Here is a 19634-nt window from a genome sequence, read left to right on the forward strand (position 1 = left end):
TGGAAAGATCGTCCTCTTATCTAAAATAGCTAAAACCCGGGACATAGACCAACTAAAACAGCCACAAAATCAGCCCATTCAAATAAAAGTGTGCACAATGACAAAAAATATCATGTCTCAGAATGATTCCTCACGCCAGCATGAAATCCAACATAACTATATTCGGTGCTACCTAGACGAGATCAAAGTCGAAAGATATCGGTTGACTTACTGCGGGAGGTAAGTTCAACCCGAAAACGGTCGCGAAGGGGATGAAAGACAGCCTCTGCGATCTCGGGCTTATTATTTTCGCCGGATATGTGGCTCAAAAAGATTGTACCGAGATTTTCTCCGGCAAATTCACTCGCCAGACTAAAGGCCTGGGTATTGGACAAGTGCCCAATTGACGACGAAACCCTTTGTTTCAAATAAAAGGGATAAGGGCCGTTCATCAACATATCATCATCATAATTGCTTTCTAAAAATACGGCATGACACTCCGAAAAGTGAGATTTTACGTGTTCGCATACTTCTCCAATATCCGTCATCACTCCAACATGCTTGTCGCCATAACTAACCCTAAACGAACATGCATCGGCTGCATCATGTTGTTTTGAAAAAGGATGAACATCGAACTCCCCCAATTGAAATGACTGATTTGGCTCAAACCAAACAACGTTGTCCGGTCGATTTGCCTTGCTCAAAGCAAGAAAAGTTTTTTTCGTTATGTAAACCGGAACTTGAAGTCGTTTACTTAAAACGCGGGCTCCACGGGCGTGATCGCAATGTTCGTGAGTAACCAGAAGTGCCTTTATTTTTTGCTCTTCAATCCCCATGGACTGCAAACGCAACTGGAGTTGACGGGCGCTTAGTCCTACATCAACCAACAACGCTTCACTCTCGTTCCCGATGTAATAACAGTTACCATTGCTTCCCGACGCTAAAGCGCATACTTCCAATTTACTCATGCTCCAACTCAATTCTCGATAAAATTTCTGAGACTGTGATATTTCCGCCTGTTAGCGTATATTCTGCCTGTTCATAATAAGGCCGCCTTTTCTCTAACATGCCTTCAATAAATCCGACCAACTCTTCAGGACTTTTACCTTTAACTAAAGGACGCTCGCTTTTGGAATGCCGCAAGCGTTCAGCCAGCTCATCAGCCTCAACATCCAGGAAGATGCAAACCCCTGTCCGATTCATTACCTGTACATTATCAAAAAAACAAGGAGCTCCACCACCGGTCGCAATCACAACATCTTCAAATTCAGAAACCTCCTGCAAACAGGCCTGTTCTTTGAGCCTGAAACCCGATTCACCTTCCTCTTCAAAAATCTGAGGAATTGTTTTGAAATACTTTTTTTCCAGATATTTATCTAAATCCAGAAAAGACAGGTCCAATTTATGAGCTAACTCTTTTCCCAAAGTAGTTTTGCCACAGGCCATATAGCCGATTAAATAGATTCTCATTTAGAACAGCGACATTTGGTTCTTATCATCATCTTCTTCTTCGTCATCCTTCTTTTTTCGATTGATTTCAAAAGGAACATCTTCCGTATCAACCTCCTCGGTCTCTTCCACCGGCTGCTCGTGTATATCTTCATCTTTCACAACCGGCTCGATCTCTGCAATATTATCGATCTCGTAATTGGTTAACCGTTTGCCTCGTGCTTTGTACGATTTAACGCCAATAAACTCGGAAACTTCAATAATCTCGTTTTCACGCTGAGCATTCTTCCCGCCAAAGGTAATCTCTAATCTTGGATAATGCACCCAGGTGATACTGATTAGTTTATTTCCGGGATGGTCTCCGATAAAGCTGAGCCGCTTTCCTTGCACATCGTCAACCTGAAACCGCTTCACATAGTAGAATTCTTGCTCTGCATCGTAATAAACAACCGATAATACTTTTTCATGGTCAAATTTTTCAATGGCTAGTATATCCTGATCGAAGTGATTACTCAGATCGAAATTGTAAAGTTGATAATCACCGTTTTTATACAAAACCAGAATCTCGTCGTCCCCCTGGAATTCACCCAAAAACTTCCCGCGACCGTCTGAATTCAATCGCAATACATCTGAATCGAACCAAATTTTACGACCACCGAGCGTGGAAACACCCTTTTCTTTCAGGACAATTTTATGCAGTTCATACTTCGATAAAATATTCCCCATAGCGCCGCGGCCTTTGATTGCCAGTTCTCCCATATCAACTTCAAACATCAGGCGCTTCAATCGAGCTTTCGGTTTCAACGTAACTTTCAGCACTTCTGCCTCTCCATTCGGGTTTGCACTAAAATACCAAATCCGGGAACCGGCAGTTCCTCTCGTCACATCATATTCTTTATCCCGTGTCACCCCGGTTACAGCAAAACGTTTCATATAAAAATGACCTTGCTTCCCGTCTCGGTAAACAACATTGTATATCGTGCGTTTATCGTTTTTCTTGAAAACGGCCAAATGCTGGATATTCTTCCCAATGAAAGCTTTGTCAGAAACCTTCGTTATGAAATAGGTTCCGTCTTTTCGGAAAACAATGACGTCGTCAATGTCCGAGCAATCACAAACATATTCCGCTTTTCGAAGACTGGTCCCGATAAAACCTTCTTCGCTGTCGAAGTATAATTTTTCGTTGGCAACAACCACCTTGGTCGCTACGATATTTTCAAAATTCCGTAATTCGGTTTTCCTTTCCTTTCCCTTACCATACTTGGCTTTTATGCGCTCGTAATAGTCAATGCTGAAAGGTATGATATTTTTGATGTTGTGATCAATCTCCTTAATTTCATCCTCAATCGACTGAATATGATCGTTCGCTTTGTCGGAATTGAACTTCAGAATCCGAGCCATGCGAATCTCCATCAACTTCAGAATATCTTCACGGGTAACTTCCCTGATGAGCTTGGGCTTCCAAGGTCCCAAGCGTTTATCGATATGGGCTATTGCCTCATCCATATTCTCCGACTGCTCAAACTCTTTATCCTTGTAAATCCGTTCTTCAATAAAGATTTTTTCCAGCGAAGCAAAATGAAGGGCATTCTGGAGCTCGCTTTTCCTGATTTCGAGTTCCAATTTTAGCATCGCAACCGTTTGATTGGTATTCCGAATAAGAATATCAGTCACGCCTAAAAACACTGGTTTATCATTTTCAATGATACAGGAGTTTGGCGAAATAGAAACTTCACAATCGGTAAACGCATAAAGCGCATCAATGGTCTTATCTGAAGAAACGCCTGGCGCCAGGTGGACCAAAATCTCAACCTTATCCGACGTATTGTCGTCGATATGCTTGATCTTAATCTTACTCTTCTCGTTCGCTTTAATGATAGACTCAATCAACGAACTTGTTGTCCGTCCGAACGGAAGTTCCGTAATGACCAGCGTTTTGTTATCCTGTTTTTCAATTTTAGCCCGAACCTTAACAGCTCCACCACGCAACCCATCGTTGTATTTTGAAACGTCAACCGAACCTCCTGTTGGGAAATCGGGATACAACTCAAACTCCTCGTTTTGCAGGTGTGCGATCGAAGCGTCAATTAACTCAAGAAAGTTATGAGGAAGAATCTTGGATGCAAGTCCTACGGCAATCCCCTCTACACCCTGCGCTAATAGCAACGGAAATTTCACGGGCAAGGTTACGGGTTCTTTGTTGCGACCATCGTAAGACAATTTCCATTGCGTAGTCTTTGGATTGAATACAACATCGAGGGCAAATTTCGATAGCCGGGCTTCAATATAACGTGGTGCAGCTGATCCGTCACCGGTTAAAATATTCCCCCAGTTTCCCTGTGCGTCAATCAATAAATCTTTTTGGCCCAGCTGAACCAAGGCATCACCGATTGAAGCATCACCGTGCGGGTGATACTGCATGGTTTGCCCGATTATATTGGCCACCTTGTTGTACCGTCCGTCGTCCATTTCCTTCATTGCATGAAGGATACGTCGTTGAACGGGCTTTAGACCATCATTGACGTAAGGAACGGCTCTTTCAAGAATCACATAGGACGCATAATCGAGAAACCAGTTCTTATACATTCCCGGCAGATACGTGATATTATCTTCCATTTCCGAACCTGACTGATCTGTTTTGATATCCTCTTCGCTCACCTTAAATTACATTTAAACGTTGCTATTAAACTTCATCCTTTTCAACATACAGGTTTTCAATAATGAACTCCTGCCGGTCGGGCGTATTTTTTCCCATATAAAACTCAAGCATTTGTGCTACCGATTCATGTTTCTTCATCAGCACAGGTTCCAGACGAATATCGGGGCCAATGAAATTTTTAAATTCATCAGGGGAGATTTCACCCAACCCTTTGAATCGGGTTATTTCGGCTGCTTTTCCACATTCAGCAATAGCCGACAAACGTTCCTCATCGTTGTAACAATAAAAAGTCTTTTTCTTATTGCGCACCCGGAATAAGGGGGTTTGCAAAATATATAAATGTCCTTTTTTAACCACTTCGGGGAAGAACTGCAAAAAGAATGTGATCAGCAACAAGCGAATGTGCATACCATCCACATCAGCATCGGTAGCGATAATCACCTTGTTGTAACGCAGGTCATCCAGGCTCTCTTCAATATTCAGCGCAGCCTGCAGCAAATTAAACTCTTCGTTTTCGTAAACAACCTTCTTGGTTAAGCCATAGGTATTCAGTGGCTTTCCTTTCAAACTAAAAACAGCCTGCGTATTAACATCGCGTGATTTCGTGATTGAACCGCTGGCCGAGTCCCCCTCAGTAATAAAAATGCTGGACTCAGCTTTATTTTCTTTGTTCGAGTTGAAATGTACCCGGCAGTCGCGCAATTTGCGATTGTGCAAGCTAACCTTTTTGGCCCGTTGCTTCGCTAATTTTTTAATGCCCGAAATAGCTTTGCGCTCTCTCTCTGACTCCTGAATTCGGCGCAGCAAAACTTCGGCGACATCAGCATTTTTATGCAGGTAGTTATCCAGCTCTTTCTGTACAAAATTGACGACATGATTCCGAACGGACGGTCCGTCAGGACCAATGTCGCGCGATCCTAGTTTCGTTTTTGTTTGCGATTCGAATACAGGTTCTTCAACCTTTATACTGATAGCCGCAATGATAGAAGCACGAATATCTGAGGGATCAAAATCTTTTTTATAAAAGTCACGGATTGTTTTCACAATTGCCTCGCGGAAAGCGACCAGGTGTGTTCCTCCCTGGGTTGTATGCTGACCGTTGACAAACGAATAATAGTCTTCGCCATATTGGTTGCCGTGCGTCAGTGCAAGTTCAATGTCCTCCCCTTTGAGGTGAATCACCGGATACAACGGTTCTGCATCCAGGTTTTCCTCCAGTAGGTCTTTCAAGCCATTCTTACTCTGATAACGGTCGCCATTACAGTAAATGGTTAAACCGGCATTCAGGAAAGAATAGTTTTTCATCATGTTCTCCACGTAATCGGCCCGGAAACGATAATTGCGGAAAATATCCACATCGGGCACAAAACTGACCTCTGTCCCGTTTGGAAGCTCGCTTGTTGTAACGTCTTTTTCGTCGACAACATGACCTTGAGAGAAAATAATTTCTTTGACCTGCCCCTCGCGAAAAGCTTTAATGTTGAAAGTGGTAGAAAGCGCATTCACCGCTTTAATACCAACCCCGTTCAACCCAACCGATTTTTTGAAGACCTCTGAATCGTATTTAGCCCCGGTATTCATTTTCGAAGCCACGTCTTTCAATTTACCGAGCGGAATACCACGTCCGAAGTCGCGCACGCTAACGATTTCATTAGACACCTTTACTTCGATTTTCTTCCCGAAGCCCATCATAAACTCATCGATAGAGTTATCGAGAACCTCTTTCAGCAACACATAAATACCGTCATCACTGGCAGTTCCATCCCCCAACTTCCCAATGTACATACCGGGGCGTTTGCGAATATGCTCTTGCCAGTCTAGCGTTCTAATGGATCCTTCGTCGTAGTTTGGAGTCATAATTTCAACAGAATTTTATCACAAATATAAAGAAAACAAAAGTGCGCAAAATTTGAAAGAATATGTCAATAACTAATGCCAAACAGTTGAAAAATTCCCCATAAAAGAAGGGCAATAGCACGAAACCATTTGCCCTGACCAACTGAGCCCGCTAATTACTAATTCGTTGACTTAGCCGTAAACATCCAATTATTTTATTCGATCGATTCAACCAACTTATTGACGAGAGCAACTGTTAAAAAATTCTCGATTTCGTTCGCCTCATCCAACACCATGATCATTTGCGACAACAGCAGCTCAAAATCCTAAAAATCTCTCCCTCCATGATTTTCCGGTGCTAGAATACTTTCGGGTTCAGCAGTTCAGGAGTCATGCAACTAGTCGGATAGGCAAGCCATTATTACGACGCGTATTCCGTTCTAACTTATTTTCTATTTCAAATTGTCTTCGTGATAAACCAAGACTGGCTTATTAAAATGTCTGATTAATTCATGGGTGTGCGAACTGGAGAAAATATCTTCGAAAAATCCTTTCCGTTCTTTCAAGGCAACAATCACGTCAGGATTTTCCATTTTCACATAAGCCTCAATGGACTCCTCAACATCTTTCCCTTTTGACAAATAAAACTCAGGAGTGTATTCCGGAAGCGAATTTTTCACCAATGTTTGGAAACCAACCCACTTCAGTCGATGATCGAAATCGACATTATTACAGTGATGAAAAACGTGCAGATCTAAACGCGAACCGCAGGCAAGCAATTCGACCATGCTTTTAATCGCATCAAGATCTTCGCTATGCATCGCCGTTGCATAAAGCACTTTATTAAATCTCAAATACTGCCGGTCATCAGGAATCACTAAAACAGGGCAAGCTACCTTGTCCAATATATTGGGGTAATTGATGATTCCACCCGGGCTTTCGGAAATACTGCTGTAATTACTCATCATCAAGACAACATCTTTTTCCTGTTCGATAAGTTCATCAACATACTCCAGCCGATTGTACTCGCGAACTTCATATTCGAAAGGAATGTTCCGGGGATTGTGCAGTAAATATTGAGAGGTGATCCGTTTAATTTCTTTTTCGGCCCGTTCGTAATCTGCCTTAATTTGAGTTTCAGCATACTGCATACCTGTTCCCAAATTAGGCGGGGTAACTCCCAAATAGTTCGCACCGGTAACCCAATTAAAATCTTCGATGTAAACAATCCTTAGCTTTCTATTTTGCTGGCCACTAATTGAAAAAGCAGAATAAATCAGATTTTCCATATTCCTCAGTGTATCCAACAACAATACATTTGTTTTCATGGCTTTTATTTTTTGGTTTAAAAACGTACTCCCGGGGTGACTTGCTGAACTTAAAACCGGAATTCCAGTTGAGAACAGCGCCACATAAACTGATGTGGCAATCTTATTAGTTGTACGATTATCGCGACTGTTTGTTAATGATTTGGTCATTCACTCCAAAACAATTCACCAGTGCGCTCCCGATTGTTGGCTTCTCCCTTTGACAGCATTCGTTCTGATTCAGACGGTGCCACATGCTTTCTTTAAACTTCATGATTCTTCATTTTTGCCTGAACGATTTATTTAATAAAAAAAACATTCCGAATCCAAGGTTCCATGCGACAAGAATACTACGAAACTGACAACAACCCGAGAACAAGTCAACAAATGACAACTCAATTTTTATAAAAAGCAGAATCCTTACAATGAGTGTGAAAAATGAAAGACAGAAGACACCTTTTCGGAAATAACAACTGCTAATAGAACCACGCAAAGGTTCAAATATGAGTACCAACCCCAAAACTTAACCCCAGAAACCAAGACGAATTCCCTTTTTAACTATAAAACAAAGACATACAAACAAGGTGAGACAAACGAGCGGATGCCCAGATATGACTACGAAAACAGAATGATCTCAGACATAGCATATATAAGTTTTTTTAAAGTTTAAAAGACAGTGCGACTGACAGTTTTAATTATCTTTGCCCGGTTATGAATGGAAAACAGATACTCTTATTTCTGCTGTTGGTCGTTGCCGCCCACCAACTTAGGGCGCAGCAGGGTGTAGAAACATTCGGAACAGGAGGAAACTATTCGACCCGCAATTTCGATAGCGAAGAAGGTGATGACCAGGAAGGTGACGAGCACGATCATGACCAAGAGGAGACCAAAAAGGTCCCTTCAATCATCTCGGTCTGGAAAGTTGCCAACTATGGAGCCAATTATGAACCAGCAAAACTGGATACCGCATTAGACTTCTACCATGTTTACAATCCGGTTCTAAAAAGAGACTTACGTCCCATATTTACCGGCAACATGGGAGGAGCTTATCTTTCCGGCGATTTCTTCAACAGAAGCTACAAATCGGATTTTTACTTTTACCGCTCGTACGAACCCTATGTAAAGTTTGCCGGCGATATAAAATTCATGAACACAACAACTCCTTATACACTGTTGGATTATACCCAAAGTGAGAACCGAAATACCAGAAACGAAACCCGGTTTAATGTTTTTCACAGCCAAAATGCCACTCCTAAGTTTAACTTTCAGCTTTTTTACGATCAGGACAAATCGACTGGGCACTATCAAATGCAAGAGAACAAGGTGCACGATATTGGCATGGCTACAACTTATAAGTCGGACAAATTCAACTCGCACGGTGCAATTATCTTCAACCGGTTAAAAAGCGAAGAAAACGGAGGATTGCAATCCGGACAAAACCTGAACGACTATAAAGAAACTGAGACCTTCCTGGTAAATTTAACGACGGCCAACTCTGAAATACGAAACAATACGATTTCGCTGATTAATGAATATCGGCTGGGAAAATACGAAGAGCAAGAAGACTCGCTTGGAAATATTAATGACGTATTTAGACCAATTACCGGCTTTATACATGAATTTGAATACTCATCCAACCGTCGGATTTTCGTAGATACATCGCCTAATTTAGATTACTACCCAGCTTTCAGAGATTCGTCTGCAACCAACGATACGGTTTTTTACAACCGGCTGACCAATACCTTTCAGTTAAAGTTTTATGAATCGCCAAACCGGAAATACACATTCAGCAAACGCGTTTTCATCGGGAACGATCTGATCACGACCAAAATGATGGATATGGACAGTACGTACCTGGTCAAAGACAAACTAAACAACACCTTTGTCGGAGGGGCTATTTCCAGGGATGAAGGTAAATTTTGGCGATGGAATATTCAAGGAAAGTTTTACACAATCGGCTATCGCTCTGGCCAAACCGAATTAAATGCCTTCATCTATAAACCACTTCGCATCGGAAAAGACACGACGAGCTTATATGTTTCAGGAGAACTGAACACCATTGTTCCCGATTATTTCCAACAAAATTATTATTCAAACCATTACAACTGGACAAACCGATTTGACAACATCAACGAGATGATTATTAAATCGCGCATAACTTCGGAGAGATACAAATTGACACTGGGCTTTAATTACGCCTTGATCGGAAACTATATTTTCAACAATCAGGAAGCCTTGCCACAACAAGGAGGCAGCGAGATGCTGGTTCTTTCTGCTTACCTGAATAAAGATTTCGAGTCGGAGCACTGGTTAATCCGTGCGCAGGCTTTGTGGCAAACAGCAAATCAGGAGCAATACCTGCACCTGCCTGATTTGACCGGATACCTAAGTGTGAACTTCAAACTACTAGTCTCCAAAGTCCTTCACACCGACTTGGGATTTGATGTGAGATATACGACAGCCTATTATGCGGATGCTTTTGATCCGGCAACCGGAAGATACTATTGGCAAAATCAACAAAAAATTGGTAACTTTCCAATAGTAGACCTGCATGCTAATTTAAAATTGAAACGGACCAGGGCGTTCTTTCAATTATTAAATGCGGCAACCGGAATGTTGGATGGAAACTATTGGGCTGCTCCAGATTATCCATTTTACAGAAGGACGTTTCGCTTAGGCATTGCCTGGTCATTTTATGATTAGACAAACCTAAAACGTTGGTATGAAGAGAAAAACATTCACCCCTTATGTGCTTTTCCCGTTCCTTTTGACGGTTTTGTTATCGTGTGGCAATCAAGCCCCAAAAAAGCCGGTCGGTGATAAACAACCCGCCAATACCGAGCTGAGTCGAATCATGAAATCCGGCAGACTAAAAGCTGTTGTCGATTACAACTCAACTAATTACTTCATCTATCGCGGCAGGCCAATGGGGTTCAAATATGAACTCTTGCAACACCTGGCCAAGGACATGGGGTTGAAACTTGAAATTTCGGTTAGCAACAATCTTGATGAAACTTTTGACGGGCTGCAAAAAAAACGTTTCGATCTGGTTGCCAAAAACCTGACTGTCACCAAATCACGCAACAAAGTCATCGACTTCACAATTCCACTCGAAGAAACCCGTCAGGTTTTGGTACAGCGACTTCCTGAAAACTGGAGATCAATGCGTTCACAAGCGATTGAAGATTCGCTCATCCGGAATCAGTTGAACCTGGCCGGAAAGACTATTCATGTTCAAAAAAACACCTCTTACTACCGTCGTTTAATGAATCTTTCAGATGAAATTGGAGCCGAAATCAACATTGTACAGGACACCATCTTTGGCGTCGAACAATTGGTTGCGATGGTATCTAAAGGTGAGATCGAATACACTGTTTGCGATGAAAATGTCGCGCGGGTAAATCAAACTTACTTCCCCAATCTGGATATTAAAACTCCGATTAGTTTCCCGCAAAACATTGCATGGGCAGTACGACGAAACAGCCCGGAATGGCTAAGTTACCTCAACAATTGGATTCGCAATTTCAAAAAGACCAAAGAATTTGCCATCCTCTACCAAAAATACTTCGAATCAAGTCGTTCCAACCCGTCCGTACTCGATGACTACCATTCGATCAGTGGAGGGAAAATATCGCCCTTTGATGAGTTGATTAAACAAAAAAGTAACCAGGTTGGCATCGATTGGCGTTTAACAGCTGCGGTTATTTACCAGGAATCGAAGTTTGACCCTACAGCCACATCCTGGGCAGGAGCTTACGGATTAATGCAGGTGATGCCCGAATCAGCGGATCTTTTTCGGATTAATGACTACGAAGAACCGGCCATGAATATTGAAGTCGGCGTAAAATTGCTGAAATGGTTGGACGACAATTTCAAGAAAGAAATTCCGGACTCCGCGGAAAGAATCAAGTTTGTGTTAGCGGCATACAATGTCGGCTTGGGACACGTAAAAGATGCTCAACGACTAGCGGCCAAATACCATAAAATTCCGATTGTATGGGCGAACAACGTTGACTACTTCCTGCTGAATAAATCAGCCTCAAAATATTATAAAGACCCGGTTGTGAAATGGGGGTATTGCAGAGGAGACGAGCCGTTCAATTATGTGAACCGGGTTTTGAGTACCTATCACCACTACGTCAATCTTATTGAGACATCGTAAACTGATGTTTAGCCTGAGTGAGCAGGTCTATAAATTCGGAAAGGATCATGGCAGTTGCTCCCCAAATAATTTCGTCAGCAAAATGAAAACAAGGAACCTGCAACAGCCCGGAAGTCGTTTGAACAGGGCAATATTTTAGCTTCTGCCCTTCCAGAAAATCCTGTATTGGGAACAAAATTAGCTTTTCAGCCTCCGCTACATTAAGAACAAAATCCGGCTTCTTGTCAGTCCATGCGACATAAGGAAAGATCTTAAACTGGCTAACCTGAACGTACAACTCAGACAGCCGCCCCAACAACAAAACGCTTGACGGGTTTATTCCAACTTCTTCCTGAGCCTCGCGCAATGCTGTAACCTCAGGCTTTTCGCCTTCTTCAATCTTTCCTCCCGGCAGACTAATTTGCCCGGGGTGATTTTTCATGGCAGTAGCTCTTTTGGTCAAACAAGTGTGCAACTTGCCTTCGTGCGGGAAAAGTAAGAGCAAAACGCTACTATAGCGGATTTGGTTTTCATCCAAATCGCTAACAAAGAGCCTTCGTCCCGGAGGAATCATTTTCAAATGTGATTTTCTCCCAGGTAACCCGGAACGCAGCAAGCCGGCAATATATTCAGGACTGAAATCATGCATTGGTTAAATATAAGCAATAATTGAAAAAGGACAGCAGAACGACCACCGCGGGATCAACGGAAACCTAAAAGGAAAATAAAAAAATAACTTTTCCCTGAATTTGAATTGAGAAACAACTGCAGGACAAACGTCGGCGTTAGTCGAAGCGGATTGTTTTTTCGGGTGAAATTCGACCAACAAGGTACGATGGACCGAGCAACATCAACAAGGTGACCAGCAGCGCCCCAAGATTGAGCAACAACAAATGCGTTGCCAACAAATTTATTGGCACCGTGTCGACGTAATAGGATGCCGGATCAAGGTGAATAATCTTAAAATAGTACTGCAACAGGCAAACAACAACCCCAATTAAATTCCCCCACAGCAACCCTTTTCCAACCAAAAAAGCAGATAAATAAAGGAATATTTTGCGAATATTGACATTGGCAGCTCCCATCGACTTCAAGATACCGATCATGCGGGTGCGCTCTAAAATGATGACCAACAAACCGGATATCATGTTAAACCCGGCCACCACAACCATCAAAAGCAGAATGATCCAGACGTTCATATCAAGCAGGTTCAGCCAATCAAAAATATAGGGATACTTCTCTTTTACATTAACGACACGCAACATCGGTGCATCAACATCCAGACTCTCCAAAACCAAGGTTCTCACCTCACTCCCAATATCCTCTACCTCGTCCAGATTGTCCACAAAAACCTCGTAACCGCTAACCTGGTCCTCGGTCCAATTATTCAGACTCTGAACATGACGCAAGTCGACCAACACGAACATGCGATCGAACTCTTCCAGCCCCGACTTAAAGATACCACCAACGGTAAACTGTCGAATGCGCGGAACTCTTTCAGCTTCATTTAAAAAATACATCCTGAACTTGTCTCCAAGTTTCAGTTTCAGTAAATCCGAAATCTGTTTCGAAATCCAAACCTGATCGGAACGTGCAGAGTCCAACGAAATCACCTCACCTTCGACTTTACTTTTTTCGAAGAAACTCCAATCGAAATCGGTACTCACTCCCTTCAAAATAACGCCTTGTATCTCGTCTCCGGCTTTGATGATCCCGGGTTTAGTCGCGAATTGCTGAACATGAGCCACACCGCTCATCGTTTTGAGATCTTGAAGAAAGGGTTGATCTTTTTCGATTGGGATCGTTTGATAACTCTGATTGCTATCGTAGTTGACAATCTGCAAATGAGCCGCAAAACCATTCACTTTGCTTTCTACTTCGCGCTGAAAGCCCGTAACGATGGCTACTGCCAGAATCATAACCACCAAGCCCAAACTGATACCAGCAACAGCCAAACGGACAATCCGCCGAGACAAGTGCTGTTCGGAATCTTTCGATGAAAATAAACGTCGTGCTATGAATAATTCAGTATTCAAATTTTGGGATGCTGATTGGTCGTAAAGCTACGAACTTTCTGTATTCCGACGGTTAATAAACGGAAGAATCAGCAACGAAATTAATCCCACCAGAATCATCATGGCCGTCATCGATGAGTGAGCAAGGAATGCAAAGACAACAGCATCAGCTTTACTGATTCCATATACAATCAATGCCTGAATGACCATAAAGTGCCAGGCCCCAATTCCACCCTGAACAGGCGCAACCATACCGAAACTACCCAATACAAACGTAGTTAGTGCGGCAATAGCTGATAAATGCGCGGTAAATTCAAATGAGAAGAAAACCACATAAAGCATTAAATAGTACATCAGCCAAATAAAGACCGTATGAAAAATAAAAGCCCACTTATGCTTCATATTCTTAATCGTTCGCAAACCTTCGCCGAACTTTTGCAGTGTGACCTGGATTTTATGGAACAAGGCTGAATGCTTGATTTTCCGCCTAAAATAATAAAACGCTCCCACCACTGCGATCAGACTGATGATGACTGCCGGCGAAAATGTGATATTCTCCAGTTTATTCTTCACCACGGGATTATTATCTAAAAACTCAAGGATCTTTCCGAACTGGGTACCAATAACAATCAAAGTTAACAAGAGCATCATAATCACATCAATAATACGCTCGGTAACAACGGTACCGACAAGCTTTGTAAACGAAATTTTTTCATATCGCGACAAAACTCCGCACCGCGAGATCTCTCCCATTCTCGGAATCACTAAATTCATCAGGTAACCAACCATGACAGCCAGAAAAGTATTCAAAACACGGGGTCGCCGTCCCAACGGTTCAATCATAATCACCCACCGCATAGTACGACTAATATGGCTGAGCAATCCTAAAAATAAGGAAAGCCACACCCATAAATAATTCACATCGTTTTTCAGGATGGACTCAATCCGTTCAAGATCCTGATCTTTGTAGACTAACCAAAAAATAACCACGCCCAAAATAAAAAAGGCCAGGACTTTAAGGAACTTCAATAACTTATGTTTCAAAATGAACTTGTTTATTTCTGAAAATGCGCTATTTTTAAGAAGGTTTAGCAACACTTTCACGCATTTTATAAAGTACTTTTTTAAATTTGCACGCCTTATCCAAAAGCCCAAATCGCTGACAAAAATAAATATTTGTTTTAAACCGCATTCTTTTTAATAACATATTCAGCAAACCTGAAATCAGAACACACACAATTATGACAACTGTTAGGGCCAAGAAAAACCTGGGTCAACACTTTTTAAAGGATCAAAATATAGCCCGAAAAATTGTTGACAGTCTGCAAAATGAGCAAATTCCTGATGTCTTGGAAATTGGCCCTGGAATGGGCGTGCTGACTCAATATTTATTGTCAAAAGAAAACTATAAAACGACCGTGGTTGAAATCGATCACGAGTCAGTTGATTACTTAAAAAAGCACTTCCCGCAGTTGGAGGATCGTATTATTTCGAAGGATTTTCTGAAAATGAAGCTTGAAGACTATTTCACCGACAAGTTTGCTGTCATCGGGAACTTTCCATACAACATCTCATCGCAGATTTTTTTCAAGGTTCTGGATTACAAAAATCAAATTCCGGAGGTCGTTGGCATGATTCAAAAAGAGGTTGCGGAACGTTTGGCAACAGGCCCTGGCTCCAAAACTTACGGAATTCTGAGTGTTTTCCTCCAGGCTTTTTACGATATTGAATATCTTTTCACTGTTCACGAGCAGGTGTTTAGTCCTCCACCGAAAGTCAAATCTGCCGTAATTCGGTTAACACGAAACGAGCGCGAAAAACTCGATTGCAACGAGAAATTATTTTTCACTGTCGTGAAAACAGCTTTCAACCAAAGACGAAAAACCATGCGCAACTCGTTGAAACAGATGATAACTGACGACACGATTAAAACCAATGAAATTTTCAACCTGAGACCAGAACAATTGAGTGTAACAGAATTTGAAAATTTAACCCGACTGATTGAAAGTCAATCATAAATTTCTTTGCCATGAACGAAGAATTGAACATGGAATTTATCCTCAAACTTCAGGACCTTATTGAAGCTGAAGAGTCGGCTGAGGTTTTAAAGTTACTGGATGGTCTTCACCCAACAGACATTGCGGAGATCATGGACAAGCTGAACATGGATGAAGCAAAATTTCTATACCTGCAATTGGAAGGAGAAATGGCTTCGGATGTGTTACTTGAAATTCCGGAGAATGTCCGTCGCCGGTTTTTGCGCGTCTTACCGCCCGAAGTAATCGCCCACCAGTTCGTAGAGCACATGGACTCTGACGACGCTGCTGACATCATGGGAGAACTGGAGGAAGAAGTTGTTGAAGCTGTTCTTTCTCAAATTGAAGACAAAGAACAAGCCGGTGACATTGCCGACCTGTTGGAATACGACGAAGACACCGCCGGTGGTTTGATGGCAAAAGAATTGATTGCAGTCAATGAAAACTGGACCGTTCAAACCTGCCTCAAGGAAATTTCAGCACAATCGGAAGAAATAGATGAAATCTATTACGTCTACGTTGTCGACGATGATAACATATTAAAGGGAGTACTTTCCCTTTCTAAATTAATCCGCAAATCAACAACCAGCAAAGTCAAAGATTTAATTGACGTGGACATCCAATCGGTAAAAACCGATACTATGCAGGAAGAAGTTGCCCAGATTATGGAAAGATATGACTTGGTTGCACTTCCTGTTGTCGATCAAATCGGGCGCTTGAAAGGGCGTATTACAATTGACGATGTCGTGGATGTTATTCGCGAGGAAGCCGGGAAAGATTACCAGATGGTATCGGGTATTACCGGAGATGTAGAATCGGGCGACAACGTTTGGCGACTTACCCGCGTGCGTATTCCCTGGCTGCTGATCGGTACCGTTGGAGGACTCACCGGCGCCCAGGTTTTAAGCTCACATCAGGACACCCTCAACCATATTCCGGCCATGGCATTTTTCATCCCTCTGATTGCCGCGACTGCTGGTAATGTCGGAGTACAGTCCTCGTCAATTGTTGTACAAACACTGGCTGCCGGAAGTCGCAAATTCGACACGCTAGGAAAAAAACTATTCAAGGAACTTGGAGTCGGTCTGGTTACCGGTTTGTTTTTCGCTGTACTCATTTTTTGTTACAATTATTTATTCAGCGACGATTATAAACTGACGCTCACTGTCAGCTGCACCCTCTTTATTGTAATTGTGTTCGCCTCGCTGTTTGGCACACTGATTCCTCTTATCCTCCATCGTTTCAAAGTCGACCCGGCAGTAGCCACCGGACCGTTTATCACAACGATGAATGATGTGCTCGGCCTGTTACTTTACATGGGTGTCGCCCACTTCTTTTTCAACTTTTTGGCATGAAGAAAAAAATTCTCATCGGCCGAAACGACTTGGCCGGCTTCCCCGAATTAAAACTTGAAGACATTGAAGTTAAGATAGATACAGGCGCATTCACATCAAGTTTTCATTGCCACGACATTGAGCTAATTGAAGTAGAAGGTGAAAAAAAACTGCATTGTTACTTTTTAGATCCCGATCATGATCAATATCACAACAAAGAATTTATCTTTGACCGCTTTTCCATAAAAAGAGTTCGCAGTTCAAACGGCATTCTGGAAGAACGGTACAGCATTGAGACTCAAATCTTTCTATTTGATCAACTCTACCCGATTGAACTGACATTAACGGAACGAGGCAACATGAAATTCCCGGTTTTACTGGGCCGCAAATTCCTGTCAAAACGTTTTGTTGTCGATAGCTCCAAAACAAAGCTCTCTGCCAAAAACAAAATATGGCTTGTCGCTTTGCAGAAAAGCATGCAATAGTTTTCAATTAAAAACAAAAGGACTTAATATTCAGACAAAGTGAAGATTGTTATTTTATCACGGGATCACAATCTCTATTCAACAAAAAGACTTGTTGAAGCAGGAGAAAAGAAAGGCCATGAAGTGATTGTTGTTGATCACTCAAAATGTGACCTGGTAATCGAGAAAAAGAAACCAGGTATTATCTACAAAGGTCATATGATTACAGATGTTGATGCCGTGATTCCACGAATTGGAGCATCGGTTACTTTCTTCGGAACAGCGGTTGTTCGCCAATTCGAAATGATGAAAGTTTTTACAGCCATCGAATCACAAGCACTGGTTCGTTCCCGCGACAAACTGCGCAGCTTACAAATCCTGAGCCGGGCTGGTCTGGGCTTACCCAAAACAGTTTTCACCAACTATTCGCGCAATGTTAGCGATATCGTAAAAAGCGTTGGCGGAGCACCGCTTGTCATTAAATTATTGGAAGGAACGCAAGGACTGGGAGTTGTTTTGGCTGAAAATGACAATGCAGCCGAATCAGTTATTGAAGCTTTCAACGGACTAAAAGCCCGCGTAATTGTACAGGAATTCATTTCAGAAGCCCAAGGAGCAGATATCCGCGCCTTTGTTGTTGATGGTGTTGTTGTAGGGGCCATGAAACGTCAGGCTAAGAAAGGCGAATTCCGCTCAAATCTCCACCGCGGAGGAACTGCAGAGATCATCGAGCTCAGTGAAGATGAGGAAAATGCAGCGTTGAAAGCAGCCCGGGTTTTGGGACTCGGTATTGCCGGAGTTGACATGCTACAATCGAAACAAGGTCCGCTGATTCTGGAAGTAAATTCATCTCCCGGATTGGAAGGAATTGAAGCCGCAACCGGCAAAGATATTGCCAACAGCATTATTCGGTACGTCGAGCGAAACGTCTAGCGATATGAAAAATCAACCTCTTCAACTTCTGGGGAAAACAATTCCAACTGGTCGAAAAACAATCATCAACCTGGAAACGGCCCGCCTACACACGCACAATAAAATAGAAGTGCCTGTGATTGTTCAACGAGGTAAAGAGCCCGGCCCGGTGCTACTTTTGCTGGGGGGAATACATGGTAACGAAATTAACGGGGTTGAAATCATTCGCGAACTCATTTCGAAAAAATACAATAAACCAACCAGCGGTACCATCATTTGCATCCCCGCGCTCAATGTCTTCGGATTTCTGAATCAAACCCGGGAGTTTCCCGACGGTAAGGATTTGAACCGCATGTTCCCCGGAACCCAAAATGGATCAATGGCCAGTCTGTTTGCTTGGAACCTGATGAATAATATTTTACCGGCAGCAGATTATATTGTCGATTTTCATACCGGAGGAACGAATCGCTTCAACAGCTCACAAATTCGGATTAGCAAGGAACATCCGGAACTGTTCGAACTGGCAAACATTTTCAAACCACGTTTCATTGTTCTGGCTCCAGATCGGGAAAAATCTTTTCGTCAAGCCGCGACCAAACTAGGCAAAAAAATTCTGTTGTTTGAAGGAGGCAAATCATTAGACATCCACAACCGCATTACCCAACGGGGAGTAAATGGTGTTTTGCGATTGATGGATCATTTGGGCATGCGCGACTACAGCGAGGAAATCGCCGAGATGCCTAAGATTGATCCAATATTTATTCGAGAATCAACATGGATCAGAGCTCGCCATGGAGGAATGTTCCGCTTTCAGGTGAAAGATGGCGCCAAAGTGGAAAAAGGAGATATCATTGGAAGTATATCTGACCCTTACGGCGAATTCGAAAGGGCTGTCAAAATACCAGAAAGCGGATACATCATCGGCCTTAATCACGCCCCGATCGTATACCAGGGCGACGCCCTCATACACTTGGGAAAAGTCTGATCAACCGGGCCCAACTGAGAGGTTAATCCGGGTCATAGATTACCAAATCATTAGAAATTAGTTCTCGGAATAATAGCGCTTAAAAAGGCTGCCAACGCCGTCGTAATTATTATCGGCAATGCTCAGCATTCCATTCTCGCCGGGATGAATAATCCCCTCCAGCACAACGGCTTGCAAAGCAAACGCAGGCGATAATTGAAGGTAATTCTCCAACTCGCCGGAGTAAATTGAGTTCTCACTGGATATCTGAAAAGTTCCAACAGACAGCTGCGTTCCGTTTTCAGAAATAGCATAAAATCCATCGCGATTCAGCAAAAGAACGATTATCCTTCCGGAGCTTTCTGCCGTTTCATGAATATTGTTCGCTATACCGCCATCGGTTTGTACCCAAGTCCATTGTCCATAGAAATTATTGTCTTCTGATAGTTCATCCCGTTCAGGACCTGCACAAGCAAAAAAGAGCAAGCCTACCAGCAAGGTATAACTACAAAATAGTGGTTTCATCGGTTACGTTTCC

The 19634-nt window shown here is 42.5% G+C and carries 16 protein-coding genes; 7 read left to right on the plus strand and 9 right to left on the minus strand.

Annotated features, from left to right (window positions below; translation table 11 throughout):
• Nucleotides 1-182 precede the first annotated feature (182 nt).
• The 5 genes from GJV22_RS20950 to GJV22_RS20970 form a co-directional block, all read right to left on the minus strand.
• Nucleotides 183-947 carry an MBL fold metallo-hydrolase gene (locus tag GJV22_RS20950; RefSeq protein WP_163718351.1) on the minus strand — a complete coding sequence of 255 codons (765 nt, stop codon included), beginning with the start codon at nucleotides 945-947 and terminating at the stop codon, nucleotides 183-185.
• Entirely contained in the window at nucleotides 940-1449 is a 510-nt protein-coding gene (locus GJV22_RS20955; protein WP_163718352.1) for a shikimate kinase, read from the minus strand. The genes GJV22_RS20950 and GJV22_RS20955 overlap by 8 nt, the downstream gene beginning before the upstream one ends.
• Entirely contained in the window at nucleotides 1450-4086 is a 2637-nt protein-coding gene (locus tag GJV22_RS20960) for a DNA gyrase/topoisomerase IV subunit A (protein WP_238480370.1), read from the minus strand.
• A gap of 25 nt (nucleotides 4087-4111) precedes the next feature.
• A complete protein-coding gene (locus tag GJV22_RS20965) occupies nucleotides 4112-5944 on the minus strand; it encodes a DNA topoisomerase IV subunit B (RefSeq protein ID WP_163718354.1) in 1833 nt (610 codons plus the stop codon).
• A 431-nt stretch (nucleotides 5945-6375) separates the two neighbouring features.
• Nucleotides 6376-7251: a universal stress protein gene (locus tag GJV22_RS20970; RefSeq protein ID WP_163718356.1), complete on the minus strand. Its 876-nt coding sequence runs from the start codon at nucleotides 7249-7251 to the stop codon at nucleotides 6376-6378.
• Between the two features lie 690 nt (nucleotides 7252-7941).
• Here GJV22_RS20970 and GJV22_RS20975 point away from each other — a divergent pair.
• Together GJV22_RS20975 and GJV22_RS20980 are read left to right on the plus strand one after the other, a co-directional pair.
• Nucleotides 7942-9933, plus strand: a complete 1992-nt coding sequence (locus GJV22_RS20975) for a putative porin (protein ID WP_163718358.1) — start codon at nucleotides 7942-7944, stop codon at nucleotides 9931-9933.
• Between the two features lie 19 nt (nucleotides 9934-9952).
• Nucleotides 9953-11392, plus strand: a complete 1440-nt coding sequence (locus tag GJV22_RS20980; protein WP_163718360.1) for an MltF family protein — start codon at nucleotides 9953-9955, stop codon at nucleotides 11390-11392.
• On the opposite strand, the gene GJV22_RS20985 is transcribed toward GJV22_RS20980, so the two are convergent.
• The 3 genes from GJV22_RS20985 to GJV22_RS20995 all read right to left on the minus strand — a co-directional run bounded on the left by GJV22_RS20985 (nucleotide 11376) and on the right by GJV22_RS20995 (nucleotide 14430).
• Nucleotides 11376-12020 (minus strand): NUDIX hydrolase, encoded by a 645-nt coding sequence (locus tag GJV22_RS20985; RefSeq protein WP_163718362.1) that lies wholly within the window; start codon nucleotides 12018-12020, stop codon nucleotides 11376-11378. The two genes, GJV22_RS20980 and GJV22_RS20985, sit on opposite strands and share 17 nt — an antisense overlap.
• 136 nt (nucleotides 12021-12156) lie before the next feature.
• Entirely contained in the window at nucleotides 12157-13407 is a 1251-nt protein-coding gene (locus GJV22_RS20990) for an ABC transporter permease (protein ID WP_163718364.1), read from the minus strand.
• A gap of 27 nt (nucleotides 13408-13434) precedes the next feature.
• A complete protein-coding gene (locus GJV22_RS20995; RefSeq protein ID WP_238480371.1) occupies nucleotides 13435-14430 on the minus strand; it encodes a lysylphosphatidylglycerol synthase transmembrane domain-containing protein in 996 nt (331 codons plus the stop codon).
• Nucleotides 14431-14627: 197 nt separating this feature from the next.
• Between GJV22_RS20995 and rsmA the strand changes: the two genes are divergently transcribed.
• From rsmA to GJV22_RS21020, 5 genes are read left to right on the plus strand one after another with little or no spacing between them, the layout of a single operon-like run.
• Nucleotides 14628-15404 (plus strand): 16S rRNA (adenine(1518)-N(6)/adenine(1519)-N(6))-dimethyltransferase RsmA, encoded by a 777-nt coding sequence (gene rsmA, locus GJV22_RS21000; protein ID WP_163718366.1) that lies wholly within the window; start codon nucleotides 14628-14630, stop codon nucleotides 15402-15404.
• An 11-nt stretch (nucleotides 15405-15415) separates the two neighbouring features.
• The gene (gene mgtE / locus GJV22_RS21005; RefSeq protein ID WP_163718367.1) at nucleotides 15416-16777 is read left to right on the plus strand and encodes a magnesium transporter; all 1362 of its coding nucleotides are present in this window, start codon (nucleotides 15416-15418) and stop codon (nucleotides 16775-16777) included.
• Nucleotides 16774-17241 (plus strand): ATP-dependent zinc protease family protein, encoded by a 468-nt coding sequence (locus GJV22_RS21010; protein WP_163718369.1) that lies wholly within the window; start codon nucleotides 16774-16776, stop codon nucleotides 17239-17241. The genes mgtE and GJV22_RS21010 overlap by 4 nt, the downstream gene beginning before the upstream one ends.
• A 39-nt stretch (nucleotides 17242-17280) precedes the next feature.
• Nucleotides 17281-18153, plus strand: a complete 873-nt coding sequence (gene rimK, locus GJV22_RS21015; RefSeq protein WP_163718371.1) for a 30S ribosomal protein S6--L-glutamate ligase — start codon at nucleotides 17281-17283, stop codon at nucleotides 18151-18153.
• A gap of 4 nt (nucleotides 18154-18157) precedes the next feature.
• Nucleotides 18158-19117, plus strand: a complete 960-nt coding sequence (locus GJV22_RS21020; protein WP_163718373.1) for a succinylglutamate desuccinylase/aspartoacylase family protein — start codon at nucleotides 18158-18160, stop codon at nucleotides 19115-19117.
• Nucleotides 19118-19174: 57 nt separating this feature from the next.
• Here GJV22_RS21020 and GJV22_RS21025 read toward each other — a convergent pair whose 3' ends face one another.
• Nucleotides 19175-19621, minus strand: a complete 447-nt coding sequence (locus GJV22_RS21025; RefSeq protein ID WP_163718375.1) for a hypothetical protein — start codon at nucleotides 19619-19621, stop codon at nucleotides 19175-19177.
• Nucleotides 19622-19634 lie beyond the last annotated feature (13 nt).

This window comes from Mangrovibacterium lignilyticum (assembly GCF_010882175.1).
Lineage (GTDB): Bacteria > Bacteroidota > Bacteroidia > Bacteroidales > Prolixibacteraceae > Mangrovibacterium > Mangrovibacterium lignilyticum.

Excerpts from the sequence above, each read along its gene's own strand:
- GJV22_RS20950 (WP_163718351.1), bottom strand. The coding sequence starts at position 947 with ATGAGTAAATTGGAAGTATGCGCTTTAGCGTCGGGAAGCAATGGTAAC.
- GJV22_RS20955 (WP_163718352.1), bottom strand. The coding sequence starts at position 1,449 with ATGAGAATCTATTTAATCGGCTATATGGCCTGTGGCAAAACTACTTTG.
- GJV22_RS20965 (WP_163718354.1), bottom strand. The coding sequence starts at position 5,944 with ATGACTCCAAACTACGACGAAGGATCCATTAGAACGCTAGACTGGCAA.
- GJV22_RS20970 (WP_163718356.1), bottom strand. The coding sequence starts at position 7,251 with ATGAAAACAAATGTATTGTTGTTGGATACACTGAGGAATATGGAAAAT.
- GJV22_RS20975 (WP_163718358.1), top strand. The coding sequence starts at position 7,942 with ATGAATGGAAAACAGATACTCTTATTTCTGCTGTTGGTCGTTGCCGCC.
- GJV22_RS20980 (WP_163718360.1), top strand. The coding sequence starts at position 9,953 with ATGAAGAGAAAAACATTCACCCCTTATGTGCTTTTCCCGTTCCTTTTG.
- GJV22_RS20985 (WP_163718362.1), bottom strand. The coding sequence starts at position 12,020 with ATGCATGATTTCAGTCCTGAATATATTGCCGGCTTGCTGCGTTCCGGG.
- rsmA (WP_163718366.1), top strand. The coding sequence starts at position 14,628 with ATGACAACTGTTAGGGCCAAGAAAAACCTGGGTCAACACTTTTTAAAG.
- mgtE (WP_163718367.1), top strand. The coding sequence starts at position 15,416 with ATGAACGAAGAATTGAACATGGAATTTATCCTCAAACTTCAGGACCTT.
- GJV22_RS21010 (WP_163718369.1), top strand. The coding sequence starts at position 16,774 with ATGAAGAAAAAAATTCTCATCGGCCGAAACGACTTGGCCGGCTTCCCC.
- GJV22_RS21020 (WP_163718373.1), top strand. The coding sequence starts at position 18,158 with ATGAAAAATCAACCTCTTCAACTTCTGGGGAAAACAATTCCAACTGGT.
- GJV22_RS21025 (WP_163718375.1), bottom strand. The coding sequence starts at position 19,621 with ATGAAACCACTATTTTGTAGTTATACCTTGCTGGTAGGCTTGCTCTTT.